The organism is Streptomyces sp. 184 (assembly GCF_045781775.1).
Lineage (GTDB): Bacteria > Actinomycetota > Actinomycetes > Streptomycetales > Streptomycetaceae > Streptomyces.
Genome location: NZ_CP123230.1, coordinates 5,583,502 through 5,600,910 on the forward strand (window position 1 = coordinate 5,583,502; position 17,409 = coordinate 5,600,910).

A 17,409-nucleotide genomic window follows, 5' to 3' on the forward strand; every position below is an offset into this window, starting at 1 on the left:
AGGTCTGTGCGAGTCGGGACCGAAATGTTTCCACCGCCCCCGGCGCAGCCGATACGCAATCGGTACGCGGACGATTTGTCACGTTGGGCCGGAACCGGGCCCGGCGCCGGCGGAGGCGGCGGTTGTCGGTGCCGTGTCCTACGCTCGCGGCATGGACGCCACCGATGCCCTCGCACCCCGGACCGGCCGCCGGGTCGTCGACTCGCCGATCGGCCCGCTGCTGCTCGCCGCCACGGACCGGGGGCTGGTCAAGGTCGGGTTCCACGCCAAGCCGGACGCCGCGGGCGCGGACGCTGCGGACGCCGCCGGCACGGGTGCCGCGGACCGGGAGGAGCCGACGGGTCCCGCGGCGCACATAGCGGTGGCCGAGCGGCAGTTGCGGGCGTATTTCGCGGGCGAGCTGAAGGAGTTCCGGCTGGAGCTGGACTGGTCGCTGTCCGCCGGCTTCAACCGGCGGGTGCTGGAGGAACTGGCGGCGCAGGTCCCGTTCGGCTCGGTGGTCAGCTATCAGTTCCTCGCCGACCGCGTCGGGGAGCCCGGCGCCGCGCAGGCGGTCGGCCGGGCCATGGCGTCGAACCCGCTGCCGATCGTGGTGCCCTGTCACCGCGTGGTCGAGAGCGACGGCGGCCTGGGCGGCTTCGGCGGCGGTCTCGACACGAAGCGGAGCCTGCTGGCGCTGGAGGGCGTGCTGCCGGAGCCGCTGTTCTAGGGGGTTTCCGATGGTGCGGAGGCAATGGCCCAGGGCGTACGTACGAGGGAGGCGCCGGGCGTGAGCAAGCAGATCGCCCTGCTGCGCGGCATCAACGTCGGCGGCAAGAACAAGGTCCCGATGGCCGCGCTGCGCGCCGCGCTGACCGACCGCGGCTTCGGCGGCGTCGTCACGTACGTGGCCAGCGGGAACGTCGTCTTCGACGACCCCGGCACGCCGCCGGAGGAGACCGCCGCGGCCGTCGGGGCGGTCGTGGAGGAGGAGTTCGGCCTGCGCATAGCGATCGTCGTACGCACCCGGGACGAGATCGCCGACGTCATCGCCGGCAACCCGCTGCCGGAGGGCGCCGCGGAGCCGGCCCGCTTCCTGGCCGTGTTCCTGTCCGAACCGGCGCCGGCCGACGCCTGGTTCCGTACCGTCGACCCCGCCTCGTACGCGCCCGACCGGTACGAGGTCGGGGACCGCGTGGTCTACGTCTGGTGCCCCGGCGGCCTCGGTCGGTCGAAGCTGGCGGCCGACTTCTCCGGCCGCAAGCTGGCGGTGACGGCGACCGCGCGCAACTGGAACACGGTCCTCAAGCTGCTGGAGCTCGCGGACGGTTGACGCCGGGCCCCGGGCGGCCCCGGGCCCGTACGCGACGGGGCGAGGAGGTCGGCGCCGCGGGCCGGCGGGTGCGTCAGGGCCGGCTCCGGTCCCGTTCGGCCGCCCACGCCTCCAGCGCCTCGAAGTCCTCCTCCACCAGCCCCCGCGCGGGATCGATCCGCCGCAGCAGCGCCTCCCCCGCGTGGTGCTCGGCGATCCACGCCGTGTCGGCCGCCGAGATCTCGTCGTCCACCCAGGCGAACGTCCGGCCTGCGGCCCAGGCGGCGATGTGCCGCGTCTTCCAGTACAGCCCGTCCGGGTCGTCGGTGGTGAACATCGAAGGCCACTCGATGACCGGCAGCGGCGGCAGCCCCAGCACCCGGTCGCCGATGACGGTGTTGGCCTCGTGCATCCACGTCGTGGCCCACACCAGTTCGTACGGCAGGGACAGCAGCCGCTGACCGTGCGGCGGCCGCAGCCACAGCCGGAGGGGCCCCGCGGGCATGCCGGTGACCACGTACTCGCCGTAGCCGGGCGGCTGGGCGGGCGCGGCGTACGGGTTGAGGGGGCCGTCCACGTCGAGCAGGAGGAGCGGGCGGGCGGGGACGTCGGGGGCGTCGGGCGCAGCGGGTGGGGCGGCGTCAGGGTCGGGGGCGCGGTCAACGTCGTCCATCTTCCGAAGGTAAGCGCTGACGCCGTCCGCGTATCCCCCCGCGCGTCCGCGGGCTCCCCCGGGGTGGGGCCCGAATTCCGGTCGCGACGATCACCCCTTAAGGTCTGGGCCATGGCGATCCCTGAGGTCATCCCGATACGTCACGAGCCCGGCTACCGCACCGAGAACATCGGCCGTTACGACGACGGGCAGTTCCTCGCCTCGATCACCGCCGCGTACCCGCCCGACTACCGCATGGGCCCCGACTGGCTGGAGCACCGCCGCTGGTACGCCGTGCTGCACCGCTTCGACGCCGAGGGCCACCACACCGGATCCGACATCTGGACCCCGGGCCCGGGCCTGCCCGCGGACGGGCGGATGGACGCGAAGATGGAGGGCTGGCTCGACGAGTTGCCGGGGCTGAAGTTCGGCGACATCGCGATCCGGCCGTTCGAGGTCTCGGTGGACGGGATCCGCTTCGGGCTCGTCGCGGAGCGGCACGCGGCGCCGGAGCAGGGCGGCTCGGACGGCGGCGAAGGCGAGCCGGACTGGGCGGAGTTGTACCCCGACCGGCTCGGGTTCCACGAGCCGTGGGACGGCCTGTACGACACGTAAGGGCTGATCACCGGGGTACGGACAGCACGTACCGTGGGCGCATGCACCTGACTGACGAGGTCCGCGACGCGCTCGCGGACGGGCGGCCGGTCGTCGCCCTGGAGTCGACGATCATCGCCCACGGCCTGCCCCGCCCCCGCAACCTCCGGGTGGCCGGGGAGCTGGAGGACATCGTCCGCGCCGCCGGCGCCGTCCCCGCCACCGTCGCCGTCCTCGACGGCACCCCGCATGTCGGGCTCGGCGGGGGGCAGTTGGAGCGGATCGCGTCCGACGACACGGTGCGCAAGCTGACCGTACGCGACCTCGCGCCGGCCGCCGCGCTCGGCGCGAGCGGCGCGACGACCGTCGCGGCCACGGCGTTCCTCGCGGCCCGTGCGGGCATCGGCGTCTTCGCCACCGGAGGTCTGGGCGGGGTGCACCGGGAGTGGACGCAGTCGCAGGACGAGTCGGCGGACCTGCGGGTCCTGGCGGAGACGCGGATCGCGGTGGTGTGCGCGGGGGTGAAGTCGATCCTGGACGTGCCGGCGACGCTCCAGCGCCTGGAGACGCTGGGCGTGACGGTGCTCGGCTACGGCACGGCGGAGTTCCCGGGGTTCTACCTGCGCACGTCCGGGGAGCCGGTGGAGTGGACGGTGCGTACGCCCGCGGAGGTCGCGGCGGTGCTGCGCGCCCAGCGGGAGCTGGACGTGCCGCCGTCGGCGGTGATCGTGGCCAACCCGGTGCCGGCCGCCGAGCAGTTGGACCCGGCGGTGCACGACGCGGTGCTGTCGGACGCCCTGCGTGAGGCGGGACGGCGGGGCGTGAGCGGGCAGGCGATCACGCCGTTTTTGCTCGGGTATCTCACGGAACAGACGCAGGGGGCGTCGCTGGAGGCGAACCTCGCGGCGGTGCGGGGGAACGTGCGGCTGGCGGCGGAGATCGCGGTGCAGGGCGGCGGGGCGTGAGGCGTCGGGTGTGAGCGGGGGTACGGGACCGCGGGGCGGCGACGGTACGGGGCCGGGGGCGGACGGCCGTGCGAGCGCGGACGGCCGTACGGGGCCGGGTGGGGACGGTGGCACGGGGCCCGGGGCGGAGGATCGTACGGGGCCGCGTGGAGAGGTTCGTACGGGGGCGGGCGGGGGCGGCGCTCACGGGGCCGTGCTGCTCGTGGTCGGTGACGTCGTCACCGACGTCGTCGCCCGCCATGCCGCGCCGCTCGCCCCCGGCACCGACACCCCGGCCGAGATCGCGATCCTGCCCGGCGGCGCCGGCGCGAACGTCGCCGCGTGGGCGGCGCGTTGTGGCGCGCGGGTGCGCCTGCTGGCGCGCGCGGGCCGGGACTCCGCGGACTGGCATCGCGCCGAACTGGTGCGCGCCGGCGTCGACGCCCACGTCCGCGTCGACCCCGAGGCGCCCACGGGCAAGGTCGTCGCCCTGGTCGACGGCGCCGGGGAGCGGTCGTTCCTGACGGACAGCGGGGCGTCGTTCCGGCTGGGCCCGGACGACTGGGAGCCGGGGCTGCTGGCGGGCGTCACGCACGTGCACCTCTCCGGCTACCTGTTCTTCACCGCCTCCGGCCGGGCCCTCGCCGCACTCGCCGCCGCCGAGGCGCACGCGGACGAGGCGACGGTCAGCGTGGACCCGGCCTCGGCCGGTTTCATCGCCTCGTCGGGCGTACGCGCCTTCCTCGCGGCGATCGCGAGCGCCGACGCCGTCTTCCCCAACTCCGCGGAGGCCGCGCTGCTCACCGGCCGCCCCGCTCCCGCCGCCGCGGCCGAGGCACTGGCCGCGACCCTCGACGCCACCGCCGTGGTCACCGCCGCCGCCGACGGCGCCCACCTCGCCGCCCCCGGCGCTCCCGCGGTGCACATCCCCGCGACCCCGGTCACACCGCTCGACACCACGGGCGCGGGCGACGCCTTCACGGGCGCCTATCTGGCGGCCGTACAGTCGGGCGGCACCCCGCGCGACGCCGCGGCTGCCGCCTGCGCGACAGCCGCAACGGCGGTCCGCACGCCGGGCGGACGGCCGGGGCGGGGGGCGTAGCCGCAAGTCGGGAGGTGTGGTGGCCCCCGGGGGGCGCGGCGGCAAGTCGGGGGCGCGGTGGCGGTCCGGAGGGCGCGGTGGGGGCGTGCGGGCGGCTTCCGTCGCGTATCAGCGCGCGCTGGTGTCGCTTACGGGCGTCCGACACCGCGCGTACCCGCGCGCGTATCAGCCCTCGGTCCCCCGCCGGACCCACTCGATGTACGCATCGACATCCCGGGTATGAAACCCGTCCCGGACCAGCGCGAACACCGGCTCCCCCGCCGACTCGTCCCCGCTCTCCAGCCGCCCCAGGTACGCGTCCACCTGCCCGCGGTCGTAGCCCGTCCGCGCGACACGGAAGCTTCCGGGCCTCAACTCCCCTTGTTCTGCGTCCACTTGGTCAAGGTACGCGCCGGCGCCGCGGCCGTGCGCGCAGCCGGCCCCGGCCAGGGCCGTGCGGGGCCGCGGCGAGGGCTTCGCGGACCGCGGCGGTGAAGGCGTCGGGCTCGCGGAAGAGCTGGCGGGGTGTGGTGTGGACGAGGTGCAGGCCCAGGGCTTCGAGGGCGTTGTGGTGCTCCACGGTGCCGTCGTCGGTGCGGTAGGGCGGCTCGGTGAGGTGGAGGAGGACGCCGGTGCGGGGCCAGTGGGCGTGCGGGGTGGTGAGCCAGTAGCCGTCGAGGTGCAGGGGGGTGTGCCAGAGCGGGGGCGGCAGGCCGGCGGTGTGGAGCAGGGCGCGGGCGCGGGTCTCGGCGGGCGGGCGGGTGCCGGGGCCGAGGGCGCCGAGTGCGGCGGCGACGTCGGGGCGGGTGTGCAGGCCGGCGGCGCGGAGTTCGCCGGCCGCGGCGGCGGGCGGGGTGTCGTGGGCGTCGAGCAGTTCGCGGAGCAGGGCGGCGGTCCGGCCGTGGTCGGGTACGTCGCGCAGGGCGTCGGCGGCGGCGCGGACCGGCGGGGCGGCGGGGAGCCCGGGCGGCAGGCGGACGGGCGGGGGCAGGCGGCGTAGCGCGTGGTGGACGCGTACCCCGGGCGGGGCGGTGAGGCGGCGGGCGGTCGGTACGAGCACGTCGACCACGCGCACGTCCGCGGCGGCGGGCACGCTGCGGAACCCGTACAGCGCCAGCGCGGCGACCCCCGTCAGCAGCGCCCCGCCGCGCCCGCCGGCCCGTTGGAGCGCGGCGCGGTAGCGCGCCTCCCAGCCGCCGTGCGGGGTGTCGCGGGTGCCGTCGGCGTACGTCATGGCTGCGCCATGCCCACCGCCGCGTGCCGCTACGGCGTTCCGGCGGCGGACTCACCGGGTCGGGTGGCGACCCTGGGTACGGGAGTTGACCCGTAGGCGCTACGCGGCGTGTGCGGCGCGGTCCGCGGGGGCTTCCGGCTCGGGTGCCGTGCAGGTGCCGGCCAGGGCGTCGAGGGAGACGCCCAGGGTGCCGGCCAGGGCGGCGATCGTGAAGAAGGCCGGGGTGGGGGCGCGGCCGGTCTCGATCTTGCGGAGGGTCTCGGCGGAGATGCCGGCTGCCGCGGCGACGTCGGTCATGCTGCGCTCGCCCCGCGCGGCGCGCAGCAGGGCGCCGAAGCGCTCGCCGCGGCGGCGCTCCTCGGGGGTCAGTGGAGTACGAACCATGACCGTGATACTAATACCGGTATAGTAATTGGGAGGCCGAGGGAGAGCCACGTCATGGTCGAGATCAAGAACGACGCCGCGCTGGACGCCATGCGGGAGGCCGGCCGCGTCGTCGCCCAGGCCCTCGCCGCCGCGCGGGACGCGGCCGGCATCGGCGTCAGCCTGCTGGAGCTGGACGAGGTCGCGCGGGAGGTGCTGGACAAGGCGGGGGCGGGGTCGCCGTTCCTCGGCTACCGGCCGTCATTCGCCTCCACGCCCTTCCCCGCGGTCCTCTGCACCTCCGTCAACGACGCGATCGTGCACGGCATCCCCACCGGCTACCGGCTGCGCGACGGCGACCTGGTGTCCCTCGACTGCGGCGCGGAGCTGGACGGCTGGACGGGCGACGCGGCGGTCAGCTTCACCGTGGGCACGCCGCGGCCCGAGGACACCGCCCTGATCGCCGCCACGCAGCGCGCGATCGACGCCGGGATCGCGGCGGCGCTCGCGGGCGGGCGGCTGGGCGACATCTCGTCCGCCGTGGGGCGCGTGGCCGCGGAGGCGGGCTGCGGGATGCCCGCGGACTTCGGCGGGCACGGCATCGGGCGGCGGATGCACGAGGACCCGCACGTGCCCAACCGCGGGCGCGCGGGACGGGGTCACCCGCTGCGGCACGGACTGACGCTGGCGATCGAGCCGATGCTGCTGGCGGGCGGCTCGGACGACTACGGGGTCGACGGCGACGGGTGGACGCTGCGTACGACGGACGGCAGCAGGGCGGCGCACATCGAGCACACGATCGCGGTGACGGAGGACGGGCCGCGGGTGCTGACGGCGCTGTGAGGGCGGTGCGGCGGGGCCGGATCGGCGCGGGCTCCGGTGCGGGCTTCGGTTCGGGCTTCGGTTCGGGCTTCGGTTCGGACACGGCGGTGACGGGAGTGCCGTGGCTCCGTGCCGCAAGTCCCGGGCCGCGAGCGGCGGTCGGGGGTCAGCGCCAGCCGTAGCGCAGGCGCAGGCGGTGCTCGACGCGGTGGAACCGCTGGCGGTCGAGCGAGCACGCCTCGCGGCGCATGCCGTCGTCATGGACGCGCAGCACGCGGTCCAGGTCGACCCACGACTCGCGGCCCTCGCGGTCCCAGGGGCCGGCGCCGATGCGTACCCAGTCGTGGTCGTCGTCGCGGCGCTTGCTCGACAGTTGGACGGCGAGGACCGTGCCGGCGGGCTCGCGGGCGACGACGAGCACGGGGCGGTCCTTGCCGCGGCCGTCGTTCTCCTCGTACGGGACCCACGTCCAGACGATCTCGCCGGGGTCCGGGTCGCCGTCGGGGTCGGGCGCGTAGGAGGTGCGTACGACGCCGGCGGCGCGCGGGTCTATCTCGGTGGTGGCGGAGGGGCCGTGCTGGCCGGGCTGGCTCGCGGGGCCGTTCTGGTCGGTCGGCGTGGTCACACCAGGCACCGTAGCAACCGGGGGCGCGCGGGCCCCGGCCCGGTGGCCGCCCGGGGTACGGCGGGGGTGCGGCGGGGACGGGCGCGAGGGTGGCGCAGCGGGGCGTCTGCGGCAGGGCGTCATATGCCGGGGGAAAAGGGGCGCAGAGGCCGGGCGGGGCGGGCGTTGTCAGTGGGAGGTTGTAGCTTCCAGGGCATGGACTACCACGACGTTGTCGACGAGCTCGAGTCGGCGGAGCAACAGCTCGGTCTGGCCGCGTGCGACGTGGACGAGACCGAGGGGGCCGGGCTGGACCTGGCGGGGCTGGCCGCCCAGTGGGCGGAACGTACGGAACCGACGGGGACGGGCAGACCGGCGGACGGGCGGGACGGGGCGGACGCGGCGGCCTGGGCAGCCCGCAGGGCCGACGGGCTCGCGGACGCCGAGCGGGCCGAGGGCCTGCCCGAAGCGGTGTGGCCGCAGAGCCGAGGCATATCCCTGGCACGCTGCGTGCCGTAGGCGGTCGTACGCGCAGCGTGCCCCGTTGGACCTCGACCCCCGGACAGTCGGATGCTGGAGGTAGGAGGTGCTACGCATGAGGCTGAACCGCGCCGGCGACGAGCCCGTGCACGCCCGCTCACCGCTCCGCATGCGCTTCTGGCTGGCGCTGTGGGGAACGCTCTGGATGATCGCGGGCACGGTGTTCTTCGTGATCGTCGACGAACCGGTCTGGGCCGCGGTCACCGCGGCGCTCGCCGCGATCACCACCGTGGACATGGTGGTGGTGGTCCGGCACATCCGACAGGGCCCGCATTTCCAGCCGGGCCGCGACGTCCCGCCGTACGAGCCGATACGTGAGGACGCGGAACCACCCAAGCCGAAGCGGCTGCCCTGACGCGCGCTGCCCTGACGCGCGGGCGGACACCGGCGGCATGACGCCGGCTCGGCGGGCCGGTGCGCGGACCGCGGACCTTGCCGGGACCGGCCGGTCGGACCGCTTACGGCCGCTCCGGGCGCCAGGCCGGGCGGCGCGGGTCATCGACGCGGACGAGCACGTCGGCGGTCTCGGCGGGGTCGGCTTCTTCCTCGTAGCGGGCGAAGGCGGGCAGTGTCCAGCGGTCCCGCTCCGGTGTGCGCCGGGCGCGGGCCGGGGCGGAGAGCCGGAGGTGGACGGCCAGGTCGAAGGGGAACCAGCGGCCGAGCAGCAGCGGCCCGTGCAGCAGCACGACGGCGCCGTGCGGGAGTCGGGTGTACGGGCTGCGCGTGGCGCGGTCCGTGACGGGGTCCCAGAGGTCGGGCAGGACGCGCCCGTCGCCGCCGGGCTCCAGCGGGCCGAAGACCTCACGCCAGAGTGCGCCCGTGTCGAGCCAGGTGTCGTAGTAGGCGTCGGGGTCCTCGCGCCCGAACTCGTAGCGGAGGGAGGCCGGTCGCAGAAACCCGCCCGCGTCGAGGACAAGGGCCTCCCGCCCGCGCAGGCGCAGGGCGTCGCCGACCCGGGCGGCGAGCACCCCGGGCTCCGCCGCGGGGGCGCCGTCCACCGCGACGCGCAGCCACGGGCTGCCGTCGGCCGCCTTGGACCCGCCGATGCGCTCGGCCAGCGCCTCGGTGAGCCGCTCCCAGGAGATCGCTTCCAGCCGCACGGTTCCATGATGCCGCGCGGCCGGAAGGGGCGCCGGACACGGGGCGGGGGATCGCGCGAAGACCCGGGGCGACGTGGCGGCGCTCGTACGTCTCCGGGGCGTCGGCGCGCCTCCGGGCCCCTTGCTCCGCCAGGCGCCCGTACGCGCCCGCTGCCCGTACGCCTCGGCGGCCGTACGCCTCGGTGCGCGCGGGGGCGCCCCGGTGGCGCGGACGGGTCGCGCCCGCGGGCGACTCCCGCGGTCAGCGTCGACGCCGTGCGCGCGGCCGATGCCGCCCGGACCCCGCTGCTCGTCGTCGGCGGCGGCAGCCGGCGCGGGGCACGCTCCGGGGTGTCGACCGCCGGACCGGTCCGGCGGACCGGTGGGCTGCCCAACGGGGTGGCCGGCGGGAGTGGTTGAGTACGGGCAGCGGATGTGAGCGCGCGTACCGCGTGCGGTGCAGGGAGCGAGGGGGACGGCACACGTGGGACCGGACGATCTGAGCCCGCCCGAGCGGCGGCTGTGGGACGCCTTCCCCACCGCCGAGCGCGTCGACCTCCGCGTCGGCGACCCCGCCGCCGACGACCCGGCCGGGGGCGCCGGCTGGGGCCCGGAGCGCGTCGTGCGCGCCGAGGTGGTCGCGGCGCTGCTGCTCGGCGCGCGCGAGGCCGAGTCCGGGTACACCGCCGGGGTGCAGCTCACCGGCGCCCGGATCGTCGGCAACCTGTCGCTCGACCACGCCGAGATACACCAGCATCTGCGGATCACGGACTGCTCGTTCGAAAACTCCGTCGACCTCTACGGCGCCCGCACCCGCCAGCTCACCTTCAACGGCTCCCACCTGCCGGGCCTGCTCGCCTCCCACCTCTGGGTCGAAGGCCCGCTCCGCATGACCGGCTGCACGACGACCGGCAAGATCCGGCTCGTCGCCACCCGCATCGCCGGCACCCTCATCCTCGCCGGTGCCCGGCTGCACGGCCCCGACGGCGAAGCGCTCAACGCCACGCGCCTCCAGGTCGACAACGACATCCTGATGGGCGACGGCTTCACCGCCAGCGGCACGATCGTGCTGCGCAGCGCCCGCATCGGCGGCAGCATCGACCTCCGCACCGCCCGGCTCGACGCCGCCGCCGGCGACCAAGCGCTCGACGCCGCGCGGGTGCAAATAGAGGGCGACTTCTCCGCGTACCGGCTGTCGGCCACCGGCCGGCTCGGCATGCGGAACGCCACCGTCGCCGGCGCGACCTTCCTGCGGGCCGCCACGCTCGACAACCCCGCCGGCCGCACCCTGGACGCCCCCGGCGCACACCTCGGCTCCGACGCCGTACTCGACAACGGCTTCCGCTCCCACGGCGAGCTACGGGTGGCCGGCGCGACCATCGGCAGCCGACTGGTGATGAGCCGCTCCGAACTGCACGGGGACGCGGAGGGCACCGCCCTCAACGCGTACGGGATCCAGGTCGGCGGGGACGTCGAGCTGGACCGGGTGACGGCCACCGGCCGGCTCGTCCTGTCCGGTGCGCAGATCACCGGCCGCCTCGACCTCGCCGGCAGCAGCGCCACGCGGCACGCCCCCGACGCCACCGCGCTCTCCCTGCGCCGCACCGGCGTCCGCGAGGCCGACCTGCGCGGCACCCGCCTCGGCGGCGCCCTCGACCTGCGCTACGCCACCCTCGGCGTGCTGTACGACGACGCCGGCTCCTGGCCCCCGCGCGTCCACCTCGACGGCGCCCTCTACGAGCAGTTGGACAGCCCGCTCCCGGCCGCCGAGCGGCTGCCCTGGCTGAGCCGGAGCGACGGCGCGTACGTCCCGCAGCCGTACGAGCAGCTTGCCGCCGTGTACCGCCGCCTCGGCCACGAGGACGACGCCCGCCGCGTCCTGCTGGCGAAGCAGCGCGCCCGCCGCGGCCAACTGCCCTGGTACGCCCGCGCCTGGGGCGGCGTCCAGGACGCCGTCGTCGGCTACGGCTACCGGCCCGAGCGCGCCGTCGCCTGGCTGGCGGGGCTGCTGGCGCTGGGCTCCCTGCTCTTTTGGACCGACCAGCCGCGGCCGTTGGAGCCCGACAAGGACATCGGGTTCAACCCCTTCGTCTACACCCTCGACACGCTGCTGCCGGTCGTCGACTTCGGCCAGGGCAACGCGTTCGCGCCCGGCGGCGGCTCCCAGTGGGTGGCGTATCTGCTCGCCATGGCCGGCTGGATCCTCGCCACCGCCGTGGCCGCCGGTGCCGCCCGGGCGCTGAACCGGCCGTAGCGGGGCGGTCCTTGCCGCCGGGGCAGGTCGAACGCGAGCAGGCTGAACCCCGGCACGTCGAACCCCGGTACGTCGACCCCCGGCGGGTCGAGTCGGTCGCGCCGGGCCGCGGTGCGCACCGCGTACGGCCCGGGCGGCAGCGGCCGCCGGCGGGAGCCAGGAGAGCCCGCCGAGGGCCGCTGCCGCCGCGCCCGGACCCGCGGACACCCGCCCGGGTGCGGGTCCGCCCCGGTGCGTCCCCCGCCCGGGAACGCACCGGGAGCACCGGCAGCGTGTCAGTAGCGCAGCGCCGCGAGGTACTCGTAGCTGTTGCGCGCCGTCGCGAACGGGTCGGACGGGTTGTCGTGCTCGACGAGCCACTGCCTGACCCCGCCGCTCTCCGCCCCCTGGAACATCTCCACGAAGTCCAGGACGCCGGAGCCGACGTCGGCGAAGTCGCCGTTCTCCGCCATGTCCTTGACGTGCAGGGCGGGGAAGCGGCCCGGGTACCGGCGGAAGTACGTGAGCGGGTCGGCGCCGCCGCGCACCCCCCAGTACACGTCGAACTCGAGGGCGACCAGCTCGGGGTCGGTCTCGTTGACGAGGATGTCGAAGAGCACCTCGCCGTCGACCGTTTCGTGGTCGCTGCCGTGGTTGTGGAAGAGCACCTGCTCAAGGCCGGCGTCGCGGCATGCCTGACCCGCCTCGTTGAGGGCGCGCGCGGCCTCCCGGAAGCCGGCCGGCGAGTGCAGGGAGCCGGGCAGGCTGGGGACGACGACCCACTGGCCGCCCAGGGTGTGCACGTCCTCGATCGCCTTCGGCAGTCCGCTGCCGGAGACGATGTCGTACCCGACGTGCTCCAGCACGGCCTTGAGCCCGGCGTCGTCGATCATGCCGCGGATCTGCTGCGCGTTGTGGCCGTGCCGGCCGCTGACGCCGACGGTGGCGTAGCCGATGTCGGACAACTGCTGGAGCGTGCCGGCGAAGTCCGTGGCCAGGGGGCCGCGCATCGTGTAGAGGTGCATGCCGATGCCGCCCGGCGGGATGCGCCGCTTGCCGGGCTTCGGGCCGCACCGGCGGCGGGCCGCCGCGTCGGCCGCCGCCGCGGGTCCGGCCCCGCCGCCGAGTGCGGCGGCGGTACCGGCGCCGAGCGCCGCGGTGAGCAGCGCGCGCCGCCCCAGCCCGCCGTTCGGCGTCCGCCGGAACCTGCCCGTCCCGTCGGCTCCCTGGTCCGTCTCGTGCCTGCCGTTCATGCGCACAACCGCCTCTCCCGCGTCTGACGAATCCCGTTTAGAAAGCGCTTACTGGCATGCGCGCATCAGAGTAAGCGGCCCGCGTCACGCGGTCAACGGGTCAGCGCGCCGCGGCAGCCCTGCGGCCCACACGCCCCAACCGGGCGCACCGGTACGCGGCCCGGCGCACGCCGCGCACCAGCGCGCCCGCGCGTCAGAGCCGGACGAGCACGTCGCCCAGGTCCTTGCGCCGGATGTCCGGAACCCGCGCCCCGTCCGCCGGGTAGCCGACCGGGATCACGTACGCCGCCCGCTCCTCCGGCGGCCGCTCGCACACCTCGCCCAGGAACCGCATCGGGCTCGGCGTGTGGGTGAGCGTCGCCAGCCCCGCCTGGTGCAGGGACGCGAGGAGGAAGCCGACGGCGATGCCGACCGACTCCTTCGTGTAGTACGGGCGCGGGCTGCGCGGCCCCTTGTGCACCTCGAAGACGACGATCACCGCGGGCGCCGCCTCCAGGAACGGCTTCTGCCAGTCCGTGCCCAGCGGCGCCAGCGCCGCCAGCCACTCCGGCGAGGCCCGGTGCGCGTAGAACTCCCGCTCCGACCGCTCCGCCGCCTCCCGCAGCAGCCGCTTGCGGTCCGGGTCCGTGACGACGACGAAGCGCCAGGGCTGCACGTTGGCGCCGCTGGGGGCGGTGGCGGCGGTGCGGACCGCCCACTCCAGGACGTCGTCCGGGATCGGCCGCGGGGAGAAGTCGCGTACGGTACGGCGGCGCGTCATGGCGTCGTGGAAGGCGCGGCTGCGCTCCGCCGCGTCCGCCGCCGGCACGCCGAGCGGCTCGTACGGGACGGTGGGATACGGGGCCGGATACGGCTGCGAGGTGGTCATCGGGCCAGCAGAACACGGTGCGGGGCGCCCGGCCCAGATCCTGCACGGCGATAGCGCCCGCGCAGACGGCCGCCCACCGCGCCGCACCCGGTCCTCGGCGCCACACCACCCCGGCGACAGCGCCCCGCAAGAGCCGCCGCAGGCCGCCCGGCACCCGGCACCCGGCACCCGGCACCCGGCACCCGGCGTGGCCGACTACTCCTCGAAGCCCGCCGCGTCCACGAAGTCCGGCCGCGGATCCAGCGCCGCAGCCAGCCGGAAGTGCCGCCGCACCTCGTCCGGGTCGCCCCCCGCCCGCTCCAGCGTGCGGGCCAGCGCGAAATGCGCGTAGGCGTTGTCGGGCTCCCGGTCGATGACCGTGCGGAAGTCGGCCTCGGCCGCGCGGAGGCGGGCGCTCATGAAGTAGGCGCGGGCGCGCAGCAGCCGCGGCGAGACCTTCTCGGGATGGGCCTCGACCAGCGGGTCGAGCAGTTGGACCGCGCCGCGCGGATCGCGGGCGGCGAGCAACTGCTCGGCCGCCCGGTAGTCGACGACGTCGGTCTCCGGGCTGCGCTCGGCCACGGGGGACTCCTTCCTCGTCTTCTGCGTCTTTCGCTTTCCGTTCTTCCGTCTTTCGTTCTTCCCGCGCTCCCCCGTCAGGAGGCGACCGCCTCCCGGCACCGGATCAGCAAACGCTGTTCCACGAGGGGATCATGCCCCGCTGTCCCGCCCCGTGACCCCCTTGCGTGCCACCAGTTCCTCCCAGACCTTCCGTACCCGCTCCGCCAGTTCCGCCTGCGTCCCGTCGTTGTCGACGACGATGTCCGCGATCGCGAGCCGCTGCTCGCGCGTGGCCTGCGCCGCCATCCGGGCACGCGCCTCGTCCTCCGCCATGCCGCGCAGCCGCACCAGCCGGTCGAGCTGGGTGGCGGGCGCGGCGTCGACGACCACGACCACGTCGTACAGCCCGGCGAGGCCGTTCTCGGCCAGCAGCGGCACGTCGTTCACGACGATCGCGTCCGGGCCCGCCGCCTCCTGAAGCGCGGCGGAGCGGTCGCGGACCAGCGGGTGGACGATGGCGTTCAGGGCCTGGCGCCGGTCGGCGTCGGCGAAGACGATGCCGCCGAGCTTCGCCCGGTCCAGGCTGCCGTCCTCGGCCAGCACCTCCGCGCCGAACTCCGCGACGACGGCGGCCAGCCCCGGCGTGCCGGGCTCCACCTCCTCGCGGGCGATCTTGTCGGAGTCGACGATCACCGCTCCGTACGAGGCCAGCAGCCGCGACACCGCACTCTTGCCGGCGCCGATCCCGCCGGTCAGTCCCACCGTCAGCATGAGCCCAGCCTAGGCCGCGGCCGGCGCCGCGGGGCCCGCGTCAGTCGCCCTCCTCGCGCTCCGCGAGGAACTGCTCGAAGGCGTTGCCCAGCTCGTCCGCCGAGGGCAGCTCGGCGGGCTCGGCCATCAGGTTCTCCCGGTCCTCGCCGCCGGCCAGCGCGTCGTACTGGTGCTCAAGCCCGCGGACCATGCCCACCAGCTCCTCGTCGCCCTCGTCGACCTGGCGCTCGATCTCGTTCTGCACCTTCAGCGCCTCGGAGCGCAGCGCGTGGGCCACGCCGGGCAGGACCAGGCCCGTCGCCGAGGTGATCGACTCCAGCACGGTCAGCGCCGCGTCGGGGTACGGGGTGCGGGCCAGGTAGTGCGGCACGTGGGCGGCGACGCCGAGGACGTCGTGCCCGGCCTCGCCGAGCCGGTACTCCAGCAGCGCGTCGGCGCTGCCGGGAACCTGGGCCTCGTCGAAGACGCTGCGGTGGCCCGGCACCAGGTCGATGCGGTTGCCGTGCGGGGTGAGGCCCACCGGGCGGGTGTGCGGGACGCCCATGGGGACGCCGTGGAAGTTGACGGCCAGGCGCACGTTCAGCCGCTCGACGATCTCGCGGACGGCATCCGCGAAGCGCTCCCACTCCACGTCGGGCTCCGGTCCCGACAGCAGCAGGAACGGGCTGGCGGTCGCGTCGCGCACGAGGTGGAGTTCGAGCTTGGGGACCTCGTACGCCGCCCAGTGGTCGCGGCGGAACGTCATGAGGGGCCGGCGCGCCCGGTAGTCCACGAGCCGGTCGTGGTCGAAGCGGGCGACGATCTCGTGCGGAAGGTCGTCGAGCAGCCGCTCGGTGATCTGGGCGCCGGTCTCGCCGGCGTCGATGAAGCCCTCGAGGTGGTAGAGCAGGGTCAGCCCCGCCGAGTCGTGCTCCAGCACCGCGGCGACGGCCGCGAGCCCGCTGGGGTCCCATTCGTACATGCTCATGGGTGTGTAACACCCCGCGTGCCCGCGGTGATTCCCGGTCACGCGGACGGAATTACGCGCCCGGTGCCCGAGCGCCCGCCGCGCCCCGCCCGTACGGCAGGTCAGGGCCGCTGCCCGGCCCCCGCGGCACCGGCTGGATCATCCCGCGCGGCGACGGAACCTCGCCGCATAGGATTGCGTCCTTCTCCGCGGAAGGAGGGGGTCGTCGTGCCTGAGGAGGGGCCGGGAGCAGAAGTCCCGGGCGGGCGCGGCGAGTTGCGGGAGCCGCTACGGCCCCGCCGAGAGGGGCGGCGACGTGTGTCGCGCTCTCTCACGCTCGCCGCCATCGGTGCCAGCATCATTGTGATCGCGAGCATCGTCGTTTCCGCATGGCCCGGCGGCACCGGGCTGAGACCGCCCGGGTCGCCGTCGCCCGACGCCACCACGGCCGCCGCCTTCACCGGCGTGTACCGCATCGGCGCGCTCGGGGACGCCGATCCGGGCGGCGGGCGGGACACCGTCCTGACCCGCAGCGTGTCCCGGGCGCTCACCGACCACGGCAGCGGCGCCGGCGGGGGCAACGGCGGGGTGGCGACGCCGCCGCTGGGCGTCTCGGACCTCACCGCCCACAAGGAGTCCACCGAGCCCGCGAACGGCCGGCTGATAGCGCGCTGGCTGGAGATGGAGCCGGGCCTGACGGGCGTCGTCGGCGGCGACCCCGCACTCAGGCTGCCGGAGAGCGGCCTCACGTCCTTCCGCCTCCCGGTCGTACGCGCCTGCCGCCACGACGGCGCCGGCCTCGGCCCCGAGCCGCGCTACGCCGACACCAACGAGCTGCGTCCCTCCGCCTCCACCGCCGACATGGGCGTCGTCATGGCCCGCCACCTCGCCGCCGCCCCCGGGGTCCGCAAGGTCTACGTCCGCGGCGACACCGCCGCCGAGCCCACCCGGGCGCTGGTCGACCGGCTGCGCGCGGACGGCGTCGAGGTGCGCGCCGACGACGGGGGGCCGCTCGCCGACGGCATCGGCCGGTTCCGGCCGGACGCGGTGTTCCTGGAGGGCGGCGCGCGGAACATGGCGGAGTGGCTGGAGGAGGTGGAGGACAGCGGGTTCGCCGGCGTGAAGGCGATGTGGGACCCGACCGCGCCGACGTGCACCGGCCGCAACGCCGCGGACGACGCGGACCTCTCCGTGCCGGACGGCTGGCTGACCGTCCGCGGCCACTACGACGTCCGCCTCGACCCCGAAGCCGACCGCCGCGCCGCCGTCCGCCGGGCCCTCGGCGACGACCTGGCCACCCGCCCGTACGCCGTCGAGACCTACGACGCCGCCCGCGCCATGCTCTCCGCCTGGGACACCGTCTCGGCGGAGGACCGCAACAGCAACGAGCCGGACCTGGCCCGCGCCGCGCTCGCCGAGGCGCTGCCGACGGTGCCGGTGCGCGGGACGCTGGGCGGCTGGTGGACGCAGTTGTCGGAGGCCGAGGCGCACCCGGTGGTGTGGCTCGACCGCCGGGAGGGCGGCCGGTGGCGGCAGGAGGCGGAGAAGCACCGCTGAGGGCCCGCCCGTACCGCCGCGACCGTGGCCATGGCCG

The 17,409-nt window shown here is 75.8% G+C and carries 21 protein-coding genes; 10 read left to right on the forward strand and 11 right to left on the reverse strand.

Features of this window, described 5'->3' with window-relative positions; translation table 11 throughout:
• The first annotated feature begins 151 nt into the window (after positions 1 to 151).
• Positions 152 to 709 (forward strand): methylated-DNA--[protein]-cysteine S-methyltransferase, encoded by a 558-nt coding sequence (locus QBL21_RS23650; protein WP_407564224.1) that lies wholly within the window; start codon positions 152 to 154, stop codon positions 707 to 709.
• Between the two features lie 60 nt (positions 710 to 769).
• Positions 770 to 1,312, forward strand: coding sequence for a DUF1697 domain-containing protein (locus QBL21_RS23655; protein ID WP_407564225.1), 543 nt, complete (start codon positions 770 to 772; stop codon positions 1,310 to 1,312).
• 73 nt (positions 1,313 to 1,385) lie between these two features.
• Here QBL21_RS23655 and QBL21_RS23660 read toward each other — a convergent pair whose 3' ends face one another.
• Entirely contained in the window at positions 1,386 to 1,964 is a 579-nt protein-coding gene (locus QBL21_RS23660; protein WP_407564226.1) for a hypothetical protein, read from the reverse strand.
• 111 nt (positions 1,965 to 2,075) lie between these two features.
• Here QBL21_RS23660 and QBL21_RS23665 point away from each other — a divergent pair, with 111 nt between their 5' ends.
• The 3 genes from QBL21_RS23665 (at position 2,076) to QBL21_RS23675 (ending at position 4,583) form a co-directional block, all read left to right on the forward strand.
• Positions 2,076 to 2,558 (forward strand): hypothetical protein, encoded by a 483-nt coding sequence (locus tag QBL21_RS23665; RefSeq protein ID WP_407564227.1) that lies wholly within the window; start codon positions 2,076 to 2,078, stop codon positions 2,556 to 2,558.
• 41 nt (positions 2,559 to 2,599) lie between these two features.
• A complete protein-coding gene (locus tag QBL21_RS23670; RefSeq protein WP_407564228.1) occupies positions 2,600 to 3,502 on the forward strand; it encodes a pseudouridine-5'-phosphate glycosidase in 903 nt (300 codons plus the stop codon).
• A gap of 193 nt (positions 3,503 to 3,695) precedes the next feature.
• Complete coding sequence (locus tag QBL21_RS23675; protein ID WP_407564229.1) at positions 3,696 to 4,583, forward strand: carbohydrate kinase family protein; 888 nt, start codon at positions 3,696 to 3,698, stop codon at positions 4,581 to 4,583.
• A gap of 165 nt (positions 4,584 to 4,748) precedes the next feature.
• Here the strand turns inward: QBL21_RS23675 and QBL21_RS23680 are convergent, their stop codons facing one another.
• The 3 genes from QBL21_RS23680 to QBL21_RS23690 form a co-directional block, all read right to left on the reverse strand.
• Complete coding sequence (locus QBL21_RS23680; protein WP_407564230.1) at positions 4,749 to 4,958, reverse strand: DivIVA domain-containing protein; 210 nt, start codon at positions 4,956 to 4,958, stop codon at positions 4,749 to 4,751.
• A 4-nt stretch (positions 4,959 to 4,962) separates the two neighbouring features.
• Entirely contained in the window at positions 4,963 to 5,796 is an 834-nt protein-coding gene (locus QBL21_RS23685; protein WP_407564231.1) for a hypothetical protein, read from the reverse strand.
• A 99-nt stretch (positions 5,797 to 5,895) separates the two neighbouring features.
• Complete coding sequence (locus QBL21_RS23690; RefSeq protein ID WP_407564232.1) at positions 5,896 to 6,180, reverse strand: helix-turn-helix domain-containing protein; 285 nt, start codon at positions 6,178 to 6,180, stop codon at positions 5,896 to 5,898.
• 54 nt (positions 6,181 to 6,234) lie between these two features.
• On the opposite strand from QBL21_RS23690, the gene map reads away from it, so the two are divergent.
• Entirely contained in the window at positions 6,235 to 7,002 is a 768-nt protein-coding gene (map, locus tag QBL21_RS23695; RefSeq protein WP_407564233.1) for a type I methionyl aminopeptidase, read from the forward strand.
• A gap of 145 nt (positions 7,003 to 7,147) precedes the next feature.
• On the opposite strand, the gene QBL21_RS23700 is transcribed toward map, so the two are convergent.
• Complete coding sequence (locus QBL21_RS23700) at positions 7,148 to 7,606, reverse strand: type II toxin-antitoxin system PemK/MazF family toxin (RefSeq protein WP_407564234.1); 459 nt, start codon at positions 7,604 to 7,606, stop codon at positions 7,148 to 7,150.
• Positions 7,607 to 7,801: 195 nt separating this feature from the next.
• Here QBL21_RS23700 and QBL21_RS23705 point away from each other — a divergent pair, with 195 nt between their 5' ends.
• Together QBL21_RS23705 and QBL21_RS23710 are read left to right on the forward strand one after the other, a co-directional pair.
• Positions 7,802 to 8,104, forward strand: coding sequence for a hypothetical protein (locus tag QBL21_RS23705; protein WP_407564235.1), 303 nt, complete (start codon positions 7,802 to 7,804; stop codon positions 8,102 to 8,104).
• Positions 8,105 to 8,180: 76 nt separating this feature from the next.
• On the forward strand, positions 8,181 to 8,480 hold the full coding sequence (locus QBL21_RS23710) for a DUF6343 family protein (protein WP_407564236.1): 300 nt from the start codon (positions 8,181 to 8,183) through the stop codon (positions 8,478 to 8,480).
• A gap of 103 nt (positions 8,481 to 8,583) precedes the next feature.
• On the opposite strand, the gene QBL21_RS23715 is transcribed toward QBL21_RS23710, so the two are convergent.
• Positions 8,584 to 9,225 (reverse strand): uridine kinase, encoded by a 642-nt coding sequence (locus QBL21_RS23715; RefSeq protein WP_407564237.1) that lies wholly within the window; start codon positions 9,223 to 9,225, stop codon positions 8,584 to 8,586.
• Between the two features lie 463 nt (positions 9,226 to 9,688).
• On the opposite strand from QBL21_RS23715, the gene QBL21_RS23720 reads away from it, so the two are divergent.
• A complete protein-coding gene (locus QBL21_RS23720; protein WP_407564238.1) occupies positions 9,689 to 11,458 on the forward strand; it encodes a hypothetical protein in 1,770 nt (589 codons plus the stop codon).
• A gap of 275 nt (positions 11,459 to 11,733) precedes the next feature.
• Here the strand turns inward: QBL21_RS23720 and QBL21_RS23725 are convergent, their stop codons facing one another.
• The 5 genes from QBL21_RS23725 to QBL21_RS23745 all read right to left on the reverse strand — a co-directional run bounded on the left by QBL21_RS23725 (position 11,734) and on the right by QBL21_RS23745 (position 15,836).
• On the reverse strand, positions 11,734 to 12,618 hold the full coding sequence (locus QBL21_RS23725; RefSeq protein WP_407566533.1) for a sugar phosphate isomerase/epimerase family protein: 885 nt from the start codon (positions 12,616 to 12,618) through the stop codon (positions 11,734 to 11,736).
• A gap of 265 nt (positions 12,619 to 12,883) precedes the next feature.
• On the reverse strand, positions 12,884 to 13,558 hold the full coding sequence (locus QBL21_RS23730) for a nitroreductase family protein (protein ID WP_407564239.1): 675 nt from the start codon (positions 13,556 to 13,558) through the stop codon (positions 12,884 to 12,886).
• A 195-nt stretch (positions 13,559 to 13,753) separates the two neighbouring features.
• Entirely contained in the window at positions 13,754 to 14,119 is a 366-nt protein-coding gene (locus QBL21_RS23735) for a tetratricopeptide repeat protein (RefSeq protein WP_027771297.1), read from the reverse strand.
• 129 nt (positions 14,120 to 14,248) lie between these two features.
• A complete protein-coding gene (coaE, locus tag QBL21_RS23740; RefSeq protein WP_407564240.1) occupies positions 14,249 to 14,869 on the reverse strand; it encodes a dephospho-CoA kinase in 621 nt (206 codons plus the stop codon).
• A gap of 40 nt (positions 14,870 to 14,909) precedes the next feature.
• A complete protein-coding gene (locus QBL21_RS23745; RefSeq protein ID WP_407564241.1) occupies positions 14,910 to 15,836 on the reverse strand; it encodes a PAC2 family protein in 927 nt (308 codons plus the stop codon).
• A 297-nt stretch (positions 15,837 to 16,133) separates the two neighbouring features.
• Between QBL21_RS23745 and QBL21_RS23750 the strand changes: the two genes are divergently transcribed.
• A complete protein-coding gene (locus QBL21_RS23750; protein WP_407564242.1) occupies positions 16,134 to 17,372 on the forward strand; it encodes an ABC transporter substrate-binding protein in 1,239 nt (412 codons plus the stop codon).
• The last annotated feature ends 37 nt before the right edge of the window (positions 17,373 to 17,409 follow it).